Genomic DNA, 12,476 nt, shown 5'->3' with positions numbered 1-12,476 from the left:
TGTCTACTTCTCAATTCTTATCTAAAAACCCAATCTTCAAGTTCGCTCTTAAAGGTATTGGTAAATCTGGTGATGCTATTGAAATGGTCGCTGTTGATAGAAAAGGTAATACTCTTAAAGGCAAAGGGAAAATTAAATAATCCCTTCTTTATTTAGTACTTTATACCTGTAACACTTCTTACTTTTTCGATGGTTTCTAAAGCAACTTCTCTTGCTTTAGAAGCACCATCTTCTAAAATTTTTCTCACTTCATCTTGATGATTTTCAAAGTACTCACGTTTTTCTCTGTAAGGTTTAAAATATTCCCAGATTACATCATGCAGATAAAGTTTAAAGTGACCATGCCCTTCACCACCTCTTTTATAACGCTCTTGTAATTCTACACATTCATTTTTATTTAAAAAGAGTTTTGCCATATTGTAAACATTGCACTCTTCATACTCTTTTGGTGCTTCTAGTGGTACATTTTCAGTAACTATTTTTTTAATAGTTTTAAGTTGTTGTTTCTCTTCACCAAAGATATTGATCGTATTGCCATAACTCTTAGACATTTTTTGTCCATCAATTCCTGGAACTGTTGCTACATTTTCATCCACTTTATACTCTGGAAGTTTGAAAATATCACCGTATTCATTGTTGAACTTAATCGCAATATCACGAGCGATCTCAACATGTTGAATCTGATCTTTACCAACAGGGATAACATCTGGTGAAAAAAGTAAAATATCAGCTGCCATAAGTACAGGGTATGAAAAAAGCGAATGGTTCGCTGCTATCCCTTTAGCAGTTTTATCTTTATAACTATGAGCACGTTCTAGTAAACCCATAGGGGTAAAAGATGAGAGAGCCCAGTACAGTTCAAGAACTTCTTTAACATCTGATTGAACCCAAAATGTTGAACGCTTTGGATCAATGCCAAGTGCTAAAAAGTCTGTAGCAGCTTGCATTGTCAGTTCTTTTAGACGTTCTCCATCACTGAGTGATGTCATTGCATGATAGTTTGCTATAAAGGCAAATGTATCATTTTGCTCTTGTGCTTCAACCATCTGTTTGATAGAACCAAAGTAATTACCAAGGTGTAAATCTCCAGATGGTTGAATTCCTGTAAAAACTCTCATATATTTTCCTAAATTTTTTCGTATTATACTCGTATAAACTTTATTTTGTTATTATAGTAGTAAATAAAAGGGGCGAAAACCTCTATATAAAGGATAAATTATGAGTTTACAAATTCGTGCAAAAGGTATCACATTAACTGATGGTACAAAAGCTCACATTGAAGGTGCTGTTGAAGCATTTAGAAAATATTCATTAGAGATGACAAATATAGACTGTGTGGTTGCAGCTGAGAAAAAAGGTGTAATGGTTGAATTTAATATCAAAATTGCTCATGCACAACCTGTAGTGATTACACAACATGATGATGATTTAGATACAGCGATTGATTTGGCAATAGATCGTGCTACAAAAGCACTTCGTCGTTTACACGATAAAGTAGTTTCTCATAGAAATGATTCGCTTAAAGAGATAGATGTTGTAGATGCGTAAAATTTTTACCGCATTTATTGTTTTAACTGGTTTATTTTCCAGTTTATTCGCTGTAGAAAATCAATACTCCCTCCGTGCACTTTACGGTTGGTCTACGATCAAAGACCTTGGAGGGATTTTGTTATACGGTGATCTTAATCCCGATCATAAAGAGTTTAAAGTTTATTCTATTGATGCGGGTAAGTTATTGTATAGTAATGTCAACGACTGGCCATTGGATGTTTATGCTAAAGGTGGGTTGTCTTATTATGAAGAGGGTAGTTTTAAAGATGCTTATGGAGCAGATGCGTATATCAAATTGGTTTGGAACTTTGACTTTTTAGATAATCGTGTCCGTTTTGGTTTTGGTGAAGGGATTTCATATACAACAAGAATATTAAAAATTGAAGAACTTGATGCTGAGCAAAAAGATTCTCCAACTGCGAAGTTTTTGAATTATCTCGATATCAGTTTGGATTTTGATGTAGGAAAACTTATTCAATCAAAAGCGTTAGACGAGCTCTATTTTGGTTTTCTCATAAAACATCGTTCTGGTGTGTTTGGGCTTTATGATGGAGTGCATGGTGGGTCAAACTACAATACGATCTATTTAGAGAAAAATTTTTAAAGGATTATATTTTGTACGATTGGGTTTTATGGTTTCATGTACTCTCATTTATCTCTTGGTTCTCCGCAATTTTTTATATGCCAAGGTTACTTGTGTATCATGCAGAAAATATTCAAAATGAAGGGTTTGTTGAAGTTGTAAAGATACAAGAGAAAAAGCTTATGAATGTGATTGGATTTCCAGCAATGTGGGCAACATTTATAAGCGGTTTAACACTTGCTTATTTATATGGCTTTTCTGGGAATGGTTGGATACATGTAAAACTTACATTGGTAATTTTATTAATGGTGTATTTTATCTCTTTAAATAAGTTTAGAAAAGATTTTGAAGCTGGAACGTGTACAAAAAGTGGAAAATTTTTTAGAATGTATAACGAGATACCAACACTCTTGATGTTTGTTATCGTTGCAATGGTGGTGTTTAAACCAATTTAGCGTTCACCCTTTTTCTTGGCTTTAAACAGAAGCGGAGTTCCCTCAAAGTTAAAAGCTTCACGAAATTTATTTGCCAAATATCTTCTATATGTAAAATGCAGACCTTTTGGTCTATTCATAATAAGTGCTATTTTCGGCGGGCGTGTTTCATACTGCGTTGCGTAATAGATACGAATAACTTGTCCGCTAACACTTGGAAGTGTGTGGCGGCGAAGTGCACGTTGAAGTACTTCATTGAGTTGTGAAGTAGGGATTCTTTGTGAATAGTTTTCGTTGATCGAGAGGATCATGTCGTGAAGTTTTTCAACACGTTGACCAGATTTTGCTGAAAGTGTTATGATCGGCGCATATCCTAAAAATTTGAAACGATCACGCACCTCTTTAATTATCTCATCATGTTGTTGTTTATCTGAGATGTCCCATTTATTTAAAACGATTATTGCAGATAAACGGTTAGAATCAATGAGCCCTGCAATCTTCTCATCTAAATCACGAAACGGCTCACTTGCATCTAAAACGATGAGTGCCATATTTGCATTTTCAAGCATTTCTTTTGTACGAAGCAGGGCGTATTTTTCGATCCCTACAATTTTTCCGCGTTTACGAAGACCTGCTGTATCTACAAAAGTGATCTGTTTGTCTTTGTATGTGATCGTCTCATCAATTGGATCGATTGTAGTTCCTGAAACTGAACTCACAACAGAACGCTCTTCATGTAAAAGTGCATTTAAAAGTGAACTTTTCCCAACATTCGTACGTCCTATGATTGCAACTTTTATATGGTTGTCATCTTCTGGATCGTACTCTTTGATGTTGTCATTATTAGCAAAGATCGAGTCATCTTCAAAAACTTCCTCTTCATCTTCCTCATCCCAATAATAATATCCATCATCTTCCTCATCGTTTTCATATTGTGCGAAGAACTCTTCATCACTTAACTCTTCTTCGTCATCTTCCTCTGCAACTACTTCATTTACATCTTCTTCAGAGATTTTATCAGTATCAGGAATTTTGTCATAAAGCCATTCTAGAAGTTCGATGGTATTTCTATTGTGAGCTACTGAGATTCCAAAAATGGCATCAGTCCCAAACTCATAGAACTCCCACAGTTTCTCTTTCATTTTATCGTTGTCGATTTTGTTTACAACAAGGGCTACATCTTTTCCCAAAGTTTGGAGTTCATAAAAAAGTTTTTTATCTTCCTCTTCTGGCAGACCTTTGCCATCAACCATATAAAGGATGATATCCGCAGCATAAGCAGCTTTTAAACTCATCTCTTTGATCTTATCAAAGAGCTCACACCCTTTATCAAGCCCACCAGTATCTAAAAGTTCAGCTTGTTTGTCATTTATAATCGCTACTTTTCTTTTTATATCACGTGTAGTTCCAGCCATATCTGATGTGATAGCATCTCTTTTTTTTACAAGTCTGTTAAACAAAGAGCTTTTTCCAACATTCGGACGACCGATAATAGCGATTTTTTTCATGCAACGAGCCTATTAAATAAAGTATAGTGTTTGTGGAATTATATCGAAATTATGAGAGGTTTCCCCGTAAAGGGGAATTTTAAAAAAGGTTATTCTGTAGGGAACTCTGCATCGAGTTGTTCAAGGGCTTGTTTTGCTTGGAATTGTTGCCAAAGTGCTTCATCATTTTTGAAGCTTGTTTTTACTGCATTTTTAACTTCTTTGTTTACTTCTGATGCTGGTACAGTTACTAGCATATAAAGTGCACCAGAAGGAGCTTGCCACATATTTACTGCTTTTGATCCTTGTAAGTCAACTTTTGCAACTTGTTTTGTTACTGCAGTTGAAACTTTATCTACTGTTTCAGCAGAACCATTTCCAGTTGCACGGGTAAAACCTTCTATTTTATCTTTTACTTGTGTTTGAATTTGTTGTGCTAAATCACTCCTACCGTTCATCATAGCAACTCTTCTCATATGTGCAATTCCAGCAGCAGATTTCTCAGCAACACCAACACCAGCGTAATAACCTGGAACATCAGGGATACAAGTCCAATTTGGCGCTAGAACATTTTCTTGTTTACATTGAAAATCAGCTGAAAGTTGATCTTGAGGTTGTGGCTCCTCTTTTGAACTACATCCAGCTACTAATGCTACTAGTGACAAAGACACAACTACTTTAGAGATATTTTTTATCATGGTGTTACCTTTTTAATTTATGTTATGTTGTAGTATACTAGCAAAATTCTTTAGCAAAAATAATTTTGCATGATTAGATCTCAATCACTAGGAATATTTTGAAACATTATTATACATATGAAGAGTTTAAAACAGATACAAAAGAGCTGATAAAACAGATAAAAAATGAAAAGTTTGATGGCATAATTGCTATCTCACGCGGTGGACTTACACTTGGGCATTGTATAGCTGAAGGATTAGGTTTACGAGATGTGCAAACAATTCGTACTGAGTTGTATGATGACACCACAAAACGTGATGTGATTAAACTTTTTGGTGAGTGTAAATTTGAACAACATAAAAAAGTTTTAGTACTTGATGATATAGCTGATAGTGGTGAAACTTTAAAATTTATTATGAACTATCTTCAAGAAAATTTTGAGTGTATAGAGTTTATTTCAGCGACACTTTTTTATAAAAAAACATCTTGTTATGAACCAATTTTTTGGATTAAAGAAGCTTCAATGTGGATAGATTTTTTCTGGGAAGCAGATTATAGAGAGGAGTAAAAATTACTCCCCTCTAGCTTTTTTGATCATTTCGTAAGCTTGATTGATCTCTTGAGTTTTTCGTGTAGCCTCTTCCAAATACGCCTCTGAATCTGTTTGCGATTTTATGATATCTGGATGATATTGCTTTACTAAATTTCTATACGCTTTTTTTATTGTTTTCATATCATCACTCTCTTGAACACCTAAAACTTCATATGCGTTTTGAGTGCTTTCTTGTGGATGGGCATTATAAACAATCTTTTCAAATTCATCAAATATTTTGTGATAGATTTGAGGATTGATCTGAAGTGCTTCGGCTATGAGTTTTAGAAGATCTTCTTCTGCTTGAGTTACTTGACCATCAGCAAAAGCGAGTTGAATTAAAAAAGCTATAAATTTTTCTTGCTGAACTCTATTTCTTTGTGTAGCGTGACCTAAACGCTGTGCTAACTCTTGGATATTGTCTATTCTGTCTTTTTCTTGTGAAAAAATATCTTTGAGAATTTGACGAGTTTTTTCTGCTTCTGGGAAAACTGATGAAACATCGTTTAACATAAGTCCAACAAGTTCAGCTTCTAAGTTATCAACTTTTCCATCAGCTTTGGCAACTTTTGCAACAAGAGCGACAAACAAACCAAGATCACTGTGTCGTATAGCCTCAGGTGTTACTGAAAAGTTTTTAAATGCCTCTTGTGAGTAGGTTTCATATTGTGCGTAACCTTTAAATATATAATATACAAAAGCTCCAATTAAAATAAAGATTATTATCGATGTCATAAATTACCTCATAAATATAAAAGAATTTTCAAAATTATAATAAAAAAAAGAGCTATATGTAAGTACAATTGCGATTATGAAAAAAATTTTAGATATAAATAAGGGTGTGCTTTATATGCTCATCGCATCGTTTACATTTGCGATTATGGGAGCTTTTGCAAAGTTGGCATCTGAGTCAATGAGTTCACTTGAAGTTGTATTTTTTAGAAATATTGCAGGTGTTATTTTAGTTGGTTTTGCTATATGGAAAAAACCGCTCACAAGCAAAGGTGGCAAACCATTACTCCTTTTCTTTCGTGGTTTTATGGGTTTTGTAGCACTACTAGCTTTTTTTTACAATATTGCACATATTCCACTTGGTGATGCGATGACATATTCAAAAACTTCTCCAATTTTTACAGCCATCTTTGCGTGGATGTTTTTACAAGAGAAGCTAAGCCTTAAAGCTTGGGGTGCGATTGGGCTTGGGTTTGTTGGGATCATTTTTATAACACAGCCCTCAGAGATCGGCTTTACAAAATATGACTTGCTTGGGATTTTTTCAGGTGTAGGTGCCGCACTTGCATACACATCAATTAGAGAGTTAAAAAATTATTACGATACAAGAGCAATTGTGCTTTCATTTATGGGTGTAGGCACTCTTGGACCAATAGTATTATTTTTAGTATCGCCATACTTAAATATACCAGAATTAGATTTTATGTTAGGTTCATTTGTAATGCCGCAAGGTGTAGTATGGGTCTATGTAATAGCGATGGGGATACTTGCTACGATCTCTCAACTACTTATGACAAAAGCGTACGGATACACAAAAGCTGGAATTGTTGGAACGGTAAGTTATAGCAATATTATTTTTTCTATTTGTGTTGGGATGTTACTCGGGGATGCTTTTCCAAGTATGAGCACAACGATTGGCATTTGTTTGATCATTGTTGCTGGGGTTATGGTTGCTCGTTCAAAATAGGGTATAATTATAAAAATTTTTTTACAAAGAAGATAGATGAAACTACTTGCAGGACCTTGTGTTATTGAGAGTGAAGAAAATATCATGAGAATTGCCGAAGGGCTGAAAAAATACCATGAAGATAAGAGTGTAGATTTTTATTTCAAGTCTAGTTTTGACAAAGCAAATCGTACATCACTCAGTTCGTTTCGTGGACTTGGGATCGATGAAGGACTTCGTATTTTGCAAAAGGTAAAAGATGAGTTTGGCTATAAACTTGTAACAGACGTACATGAAACATATCAAGTAGCTCAAGTTGCAGAGGTTGTAGATATGCTTCAAATTCCTGCTTTTTTATGTCGTCAAACAGATTTGCTTGTTGCATGTGCGCAGACAGACAAAGAAGTAAACATTAAAAAAGGGCAGTTTCTCTCAGCTGATGCAATGAAGTACCCGCTTTTAAAAGTTTTAGAGACACGTGGATGTAATGAAGCAACCTATGAAAATTCACAAAAACATGGTGTGTATCTGTGTGAGCGTGGGAACTCATTTGGGTATGGAAATCTTGTAGTAGATATGAGAAATTTAGTGATTATGAGAAATTATGCACCAGTTATTTTTGATGCTACTCACTCTGTTCAGATGCCAACAGCGCAAGATGGAAAAACTGGTGGGGATAGTTCTATGGTTCCGTATTTGGCAAGTGCGGCTGCTGCTGTTGGAGTGGATGGTTTCTTCTTTGAAACGCACTTTGACCCAAGTTGTGCTTTGAGTGACGGGCCAAATATGGTAAAATTAGAGCAATTAAATACGATTCTGGAAAGAATTAGAAAAATTCAAGCGATATAACGTTCTCACAAAACTCTTTTATGACGACAAATCCTCCCTTCGGTCTGAGCGTCATAAAAAAGCTTTGTGAGAACTTCTAAAAGGAAAAATATGCAAATTATTGAAGGAAAACTGAGAGCGGTTGAGGGTAAAAAAATCGCAATCGTAAGTACAAGATGGAACCATTTTGTGGTAGATAGATTGGTTGAGGGTGCAAAAGATGCATTTTTAAGACATGGTGGAGATGATGCAAACTTGACTCATGTTTTAGCGCCTGGTGCGTTTGAACTTCCTATGGTTATTCAAAAACTTTTAGAGAGTGGAAAGTATGATGGTGTGTGTGCATTAGGCGCTGTAATCCGTGGTTCAACTCCACACTTTGACTATGTATCTGCTGAGGCTACAAAAGGGATCGCTTCTATGAGTTTAAAATACCAAAAACCTGTATCTTTTGGTCTTTTAACAACAGATACGATCGAACAAGCGATCGAGCGTTCAGGTACAAAAGCTGGAAACAAAGGTTTTGAAGCGATGACTGTAGTGCTTGAAATGCTTGACCTTTACGAGGTACTTTAATGGCGACTCGTCATCATGCTCGTATGGCGGTTGTAAGTCTTTTATATGCTTATGACTTAGGAAATGGAAATATCGCTGAACACACAGATGAGATCCTAGAAGAGAAAAAGATCCGCAATAAACAAAAAGATTTTGCTCTTACACTGTATGAAGGTGTTATGGGTGAGATAGAAGCATGTGATAAAGCGATCGAAGAGCACTTAAAAGAGTGGGATTTTGAACGTTTAGGTGCGATCGAGAGAGCTACGCTTCGTCTTGCAGCGTACGAGATATTATTTAGTGAGTTAGACAGTGCAGTTGTTATCAATGAAGCTGTTGAGATCACAAAAGCATTTGGAACTGAACAATCTCCAAAATTTATTAACGGTGTATTAGACGCAATTAGTAAAGACAAAAAGTAGTGTCATGAGATTTTTTGCACTCATTATAACTTTTAGCATAGCACTAATGGCTTCTAATGAGTGTAGTTCATGTCACGAACAGCAAACGCAAACTATGACAACCAAATGTACAAGTTGTCATACTGCAACATACAAACATAAAAAAGACCCTAAGAAAAAAACTTCTCCAGTTACTCTCAAAAACTACAAACATTTTTACAATGACGATAAACCAATCATCCGAAGTTATCAAGGTTTAATGCAAAAAGATTATGGCTCTATTGAGGTTTTTCATCTTCAAAGTGATGTCCATTTTCAAAAGGGGATGATCTGTCAAGATTGCCATACTACACATGAACTCCATAATGATGAGTTTTGGAGTTCACAAACTCCAAGTGAGATACAATGTCAAGATTGTCATGGAACGATAGAGTCATATCCGTGGGAGTTGTCATTGAAAGATGAAGATAAACTTCGAGCTACATTTGATGAGAACAATGTAAGTTATCTTGTCAACGATTTAGAAATTCCATTTAGAAACTTGGTTAAACGTGAAGAACTTGTTGTAGTAAAACTTGCATCAAATGAGACCTTAAAATTAAAACCTCTTAAGTTAATGAAAAAAGCAGGTTTGTTGTCAAAAAGCAGTCTTATCGCAATGGAAAATATTTCAGAACATTTAGAAAAACTTGAGTGTTCTAGTTGTCATAGTTTATGGGCACCACAGTTTTATGGCTCGAAAGTTATAAAAGAGAAAAAAGTTGTAAAAAGTGCAGTGTTTTCAAGATGGGAAGAGCCTTTTTTAAGCCAAAACCAAAGTGGAAAAATAGCTCCAGCTATTCCAAAAACTCCTTTAAATGTTGTGCAAGAAAATATTTTACAACCTTATGAGCCACATACAATTCAACAAAAATCAAGAACATGTGAATCGTGTCATAGCTCTTCAAAAGTTTTAGAAGGAAGTGTTGACCAAGGCTCGTTTACAGATGAGAACATAACACACTTTAATCTTTCTAAAACTTTGAGTGATTCTCAAAGAGATAAGCTAGATCGCAGAGGTGTTTGTTTATCATGTCATGACACAATTCCAAATGGAAGTTTATCGATCTCAATGGTTTCACATATCTCAAAAATGACAGATAATGTGGCAAATCCAAAAGAGCATAAAGCAATACTGAGTAAGATACTTTACATGAGTGCATGGTTTGAGATAATTTTAGTTGTGTTTGGTGTTGGAGTATTAATCTATATTCTTTATACTATCGTTATTAAGAAAAAGTCTATAAACCCTATAAATAAAGGTTGGAAATAATGAAGTTTATACCATTGATTATGACAAAAGCTGGACAATGCACAAGAGATTAACAAAACAAGAAGCACTAGAGCTTATCAAAAATGCTGATCTAAAAGAGCTTGGACGACTTGCAACGCAGCGAAAAAAAGAGTTACATCCAGATGGTGTGACATCATTTGTGATTGATCGAAACATCAACTACACAAATATCTGTTGGGTAGACTGTAAGTTCTGTGCATTTTATCGCCATGAAAAAGATGAAGATGCGTATGTACTGACATTTGATGAGATCGATGCAAAGATCGATGAGCTTTTGGAGATCGGTGGAACGCAGATACTTTTTCAAGGTGGAGTTCATCCAAAACTAAAGATCGAGTGGTATGAGGATTTGGTTGAGCATATCCATACAAAATATCCGCAAATTACTATTCATGGATTTAGCTCGATCGAGATTGATTTTATAGCAAAAGTCTCACGAATAAGTGTTGAAGAGGTACTTACTCGTTTAAAAGCAAAAGGTCTAGCTTCGATTCCAGGTGCTGGTGCTGAGATACTCTCAGATAAAGTTCGTGATATCATTGCACCTAAAAAGATAGATAGTGATGTATGGATCGATATACATAGAAAGGCTCATAAACTAGGGATAAAATCAACAGCAACGATGATGTATGGTACAGTTGAGAGTGATGAAGATATAATCGATCATCTCGATATGGTAAGAAAATTGCAAGATGAAACAGGGGGCTTTCGAGCGTTCATTATGTGGAGTTTCCAGGGCAAAAACACGGAGCTTTTACGTTTGATCCCAGATATGCCAAAACCATCATCAAATCGTTATTTAAGACTTTTGGCAGTTGCACGTTTGTATCTTGATAATGTGCCAAATATTCAAAGTTCATGGGTAACACAAGGTCCATACATCGGGCAAATGGCTTTACATTTTGGAGCAAATGATCTAGGAAGTACTATGATGGAAGAAAACGTAGTAAGCTCGGCAGGGGCTAGTTTCAAAATGGCAAAAGATGAACTGATCCATCTCATTGAAGATATTGGTGAAACACCAGCAATCAGAAATACAGCATATGAGATGTTAGAGGTTTTTTAGTGAAATTTTTTTTAGCACTTTTTTTATTAGGACAGATTTTAATGGCAGCAAAAATTGACAATATTGAAGTAGATGGTATAAAAGTACCGATCATTTACGAGGAAGATTCAAGACTTCCAATAGTGACAACACAGTTAGTGTTTACAAACTCAGGGAGTATTCGTGATACAAAGATTGCAGGACTTGCAAAATTTTCCTCAAGAATGTTAAACGAGGGGACAAAAAAATTAGGCTCAGCAGGTTTTGCAGATGAGTTAGAGTCAAAGGCTATATCGATCTCTGCAAACTGTGGAAAAGAAACTTTTGTGATCGAAGTGAGTTCACTCAAAGAAGAGTATACTCAGTCGTTGAAGTACCTAAAAGAGTTACTTGCTGATCCAAACTATAGTGAAGCTGCATTAGAAAAGGTAAAAACTACGATGATTGGTGGGCTCTCACGTAAAGAGAACGATTTTGACTATGTTGCAGCAGTTGAATTGAACAAACTACTTTTTGCTGGAACTGTTTTAGCACAACCAAGTAGTGGCGAGATCGACACACTTAAAACTATCAAACTAAAAGATGTGAAAAACTTTGTAAATGAGCATATCTGTTTATCTCGTGCTATAGTTGTAGTTGGTGGAGATGTTACACTTGATGAGGTGAAAAAACAGATCAAAAAAGTTCTCAAAATACTTCCAAAAGGAACTGCACAAGAGTTACCACACTTTGAAGCAAGTGCACAATCCAATGAAAAAACTTTAGATAAAGAGACACAACAAGCCTATATCTATTTTGGATCACCTTACAACATGGCTGTAGATGATGAAGATAACTATAAAGCTAGAGTAGCTACTTTTATACTCGGAACAGGTGGTTTTGGAAGCCGTTTAATGGAAGAGATTCGTGTGAAACGAGGCTTGGCATATAGTGCATATGCAAAAGTTGATGTGACAAAATCTCGCTCATATCTTAATGGCTATCTACAAACAAAATTAGAATCAAGTGACGAGGCAAAAAAAGTTGTCAAAGAGGTGTTTGAAAACTTTGTAAAAAATGGTGTAAGCGAAGATGAACTCGATCAGACAAAAAAATTCTTGCTTGGGAGTGAGCCTTTAAGAGTTGAGACAATGAGTCAAAAACTCAATCGTACATTTCAAGAGTACTATAAAGGTTTTCCACTAGATCATGCAGCGACAGAACTGAAAAAAATTGAAGAGTTACAACTTGACGAGCTTAACGCTTTTATAAAAACACATACAGAGATCTTACAACTCAGTTTTGCAATTGTGACAAAACATTAAGTAGCGT

General features: G+C 35.4%; 16 protein-coding genes. 12 read left to right on the top strand and 4 right to left on the bottom strand.

The window, feature by feature from the left end; translation table 11 throughout:
* Positions 1-140: thiosulfate oxidation carrier complex protein SoxZ (locus ACQY56_RS05765; RefSeq protein WP_428743735.1), on the top strand; the 140-nt coding region annotated here is incomplete at its 5' end.
* A gap of 12 nt (positions 141-152) precedes the next feature.
* Here ACQY56_RS05765 and trpS read toward each other — a convergent pair.
* Positions 153-1,118 (bottom strand): tryptophan--tRNA ligase, encoded by a 966-nt coding sequence (gene trpS, locus ACQY56_RS05760; protein ID WP_428737525.1) that lies wholly within the window; start codon positions 1,116-1,118, stop codon positions 153-155.
* A gap of 100 nt (positions 1,119-1,218) precedes the next feature.
* Between trpS and hpf the strand changes: the two genes are divergently transcribed.
* Genes hpf through hemJ form a run of 3 tightly spaced genes read left to right on the top strand, consistent with a single transcriptional unit; the run spans position 1,219 to position 2,589 of the window.
* On the top strand, positions 1,219-1,548 hold the full coding sequence (gene hpf, locus ACQY56_RS05755; RefSeq protein WP_428737526.1) for a ribosome hibernation-promoting factor, HPF/YfiA family: 330 nt from the start codon (positions 1,219-1,221) through the stop codon (positions 1,546-1,548).
* Positions 1,541-2,155: a hypothetical protein gene (locus tag ACQY56_RS05750; protein WP_428737527.1), complete on the top strand. Its 615-nt coding sequence runs from the start codon at positions 1,541-1,543 to the stop codon at positions 2,153-2,155. The genes hpf and ACQY56_RS05750 overlap by 8 nt, the downstream gene beginning before the upstream one ends.
* A gap of 11 nt (positions 2,156-2,166) precedes the next feature.
* On the top strand, positions 2,167-2,589 hold the full coding sequence (hemJ, locus tag ACQY56_RS05745) for a protoporphyrinogen oxidase HemJ (protein ID WP_428737529.1): 423 nt from the start codon (positions 2,167-2,169) through the stop codon (positions 2,587-2,589).
* Here hemJ and der read toward each other — a convergent pair.
* Together der and ACQY56_RS05735 are read right to left on the bottom strand one after the other, a co-directional pair.
* Positions 2,586-4,076 carry a ribosome biogenesis GTPase Der gene (gene der, locus ACQY56_RS05740; RefSeq protein ID WP_428737530.1) on the bottom strand — a complete coding sequence of 497 codons (1,491 nt, stop codon included), beginning with the start codon at positions 4,074-4,076 and terminating at the stop codon, positions 2,586-2,588. The two genes, hemJ and der, sit on opposite strands and share 4 nt — an antisense overlap.
* 89 nt (positions 4,077-4,165) lie before the next feature.
* Positions 4,166-4,753: an LPP20 family lipoprotein gene (locus ACQY56_RS05735; protein ID WP_428737531.1), complete on the bottom strand. Its 588-nt coding sequence runs from the start codon at positions 4,751-4,753 to the stop codon at positions 4,166-4,168.
* 98 nt (positions 4,754-4,851) lie between these two features.
* Between ACQY56_RS05735 and ACQY56_RS05730 the strand changes: the two genes are divergently transcribed.
* Complete coding sequence (locus ACQY56_RS05730; RefSeq protein WP_428737532.1) at positions 4,852-5,301, top strand: phosphoribosyltransferase; 450 nt, start codon at positions 4,852-4,854, stop codon at positions 5,299-5,301.
* Positions 5,302-5,304: 3 nt separating this feature from the next.
* Here the strand turns inward: ACQY56_RS05730 and ACQY56_RS05725 are convergent, their stop codons facing one another.
* On the bottom strand, positions 5,305-6,060 hold the full coding sequence (locus ACQY56_RS05725) for a DnaJ domain-containing protein (protein WP_428737533.1): 756 nt from the start codon (positions 6,058-6,060) through the stop codon (positions 5,305-5,307).
* Positions 6,061-6,136: 76 nt separating this feature from the next.
* On the opposite strand from ACQY56_RS05725, the gene ACQY56_RS05720 reads away from it, so the two are divergent.
* The 7 genes from ACQY56_RS05720 to ACQY56_RS05690 all read left to right on the top strand — a co-directional run bounded on the left by ACQY56_RS05720 (position 6,137) and on the right by ACQY56_RS05690 (position 12,469).
* Positions 6,137-7,024, top strand: coding sequence for a DMT family transporter (locus ACQY56_RS05720; RefSeq protein ID WP_428737534.1), 888 nt, complete (start codon positions 6,137-6,139; stop codon positions 7,022-7,024).
* A 36-nt stretch (positions 7,025-7,060) separates the two neighbouring features.
* Positions 7,061-7,852 carry a 3-deoxy-8-phosphooctulonate synthase gene (kdsA, locus tag ACQY56_RS05715; protein ID WP_428737535.1) on the top strand — a complete coding sequence of 264 codons (792 nt, stop codon included), beginning with the start codon at positions 7,061-7,063 and terminating at the stop codon, positions 7,850-7,852.
* Between the two features lie 90 nt (positions 7,853-7,942).
* Positions 7,943-8,407, top strand: coding sequence for a 6,7-dimethyl-8-ribityllumazine synthase (gene ribH / locus ACQY56_RS05710; RefSeq protein ID WP_428737536.1), 465 nt, complete (start codon positions 7,943-7,945; stop codon positions 8,405-8,407).
* Positions 8,407-8,808 carry a transcription antitermination factor NusB gene (gene nusB, locus ACQY56_RS05705; RefSeq protein ID WP_428737537.1) on the top strand — a complete coding sequence of 134 codons (402 nt, stop codon included), beginning with the start codon at positions 8,407-8,409 and terminating at the stop codon, positions 8,806-8,808. The genes ribH and nusB overlap by 1 nt, the downstream gene beginning before the upstream one ends.
* A gap of 4 nt (positions 8,809-8,812) precedes the next feature.
* Positions 8,813-10,099 carry a hypothetical protein gene (locus ACQY56_RS05700; RefSeq protein ID WP_428737538.1) on the top strand — a complete coding sequence of 429 codons (1,287 nt, stop codon included), beginning with the start codon at positions 8,813-8,815 and terminating at the stop codon, positions 10,097-10,099.
* A 37-nt stretch (positions 10,100-10,136) separates the two neighbouring features.
* On the top strand, positions 10,137-11,186 hold the full coding sequence (locus ACQY56_RS05695; protein ID WP_428737539.1) for a dehypoxanthine futalosine cyclase: 1,050 nt from the start codon (positions 10,137-10,139) through the stop codon (positions 11,184-11,186).
* Entirely contained in the window at positions 11,186-12,469 is a 1,284-nt protein-coding gene (locus tag ACQY56_RS05690; RefSeq protein ID WP_428737540.1) for a M16 family metallopeptidase, read from the top strand. Before ACQY56_RS05695 ends, ACQY56_RS05690 begins: the two co-directional genes overlap by 1 nt.
* Positions 12,470-12,476 lie beyond the last annotated feature (7 nt).

Origin of the sequence: Sulfurimonas sp. (assembly GCF_050296975.1) — a bacterium.
Taxonomy (GTDB): domain Bacteria; phylum Campylobacterota; class Campylobacteria; order Campylobacterales; family Sulfurimonadaceae; genus Sulfurimonas.
The sequence above is the reverse complement of the archived record's forward strand: the minus strand, read 5'-3'. Positions and strand labels throughout refer to the sequence as shown.

Bases quoted from the DNA above. Each gene is read 5' to 3' on its own strand.
- trpS (WP_428737525.1), bottom strand. From the start codon at position 1,118: ATGAGAGTTTTTACAGGAATTCAACCATCTGGAGATTTACACCTTGGT.
- ACQY56_RS05700 (WP_428737538.1), top strand. From the start codon at position 8,813: ATGAGATTTTTTGCACTCATTATAACTTTTAGCATAGCACTAATGGCT.
- ACQY56_RS05725 (WP_428737533.1), bottom strand. From the start codon at position 6,060: ATGACATCGATAATAATCTTTATTTTAATTGGAGCTTTTGTATATTAT.
- ACQY56_RS05720 (WP_428737534.1), top strand. From the start codon at position 6,137: ATGAAAAAAATTTTAGATATAAATAAGGGTGTGCTTTATATGCTCATC.
- ACQY56_RS05695 (WP_428737539.1), top strand. From the start codon at position 10,137: ATGCACAAGAGATTAACAAAACAAGAAGCACTAGAGCTTATCAAAAAT.
- kdsA (WP_428737535.1), top strand. From the start codon at position 7,061: ATGAAACTACTTGCAGGACCTTGTGTTATTGAGAGTGAAGAAAATATC.
- hpf (WP_428737526.1), top strand. From the start codon at position 1,219: ATGAGTTTACAAATTCGTGCAAAAGGTATCACATTAACTGATGGTACA.
- ACQY56_RS05735 (WP_428737531.1), bottom strand. From the start codon at position 4,753: ATGATAAAAAATATCTCTAAAGTAGTTGTGTCTTTGTCACTAGTAGCA.
- ACQY56_RS05750 (WP_428737527.1), top strand. From the start codon at position 1,541: ATGCGTAAAATTTTTACCGCATTTATTGTTTTAACTGGTTTATTTTCC.
- ribH (WP_428737536.1), top strand. From the start codon at position 7,943: ATGCAAATTATTGAAGGAAAACTGAGAGCGGTTGAGGGTAAAAAAATC.
- der (WP_428737530.1), bottom strand. From the start codon at position 4,076: ATGAAAAAAATCGCTATTATCGGTCGTCCGAATGTTGGAAAAAGCTCT.
- nusB (WP_428737537.1), top strand. From the start codon at position 8,407: ATGGCGACTCGTCATCATGCTCGTATGGCGGTTGTAAGTCTTTTATAT.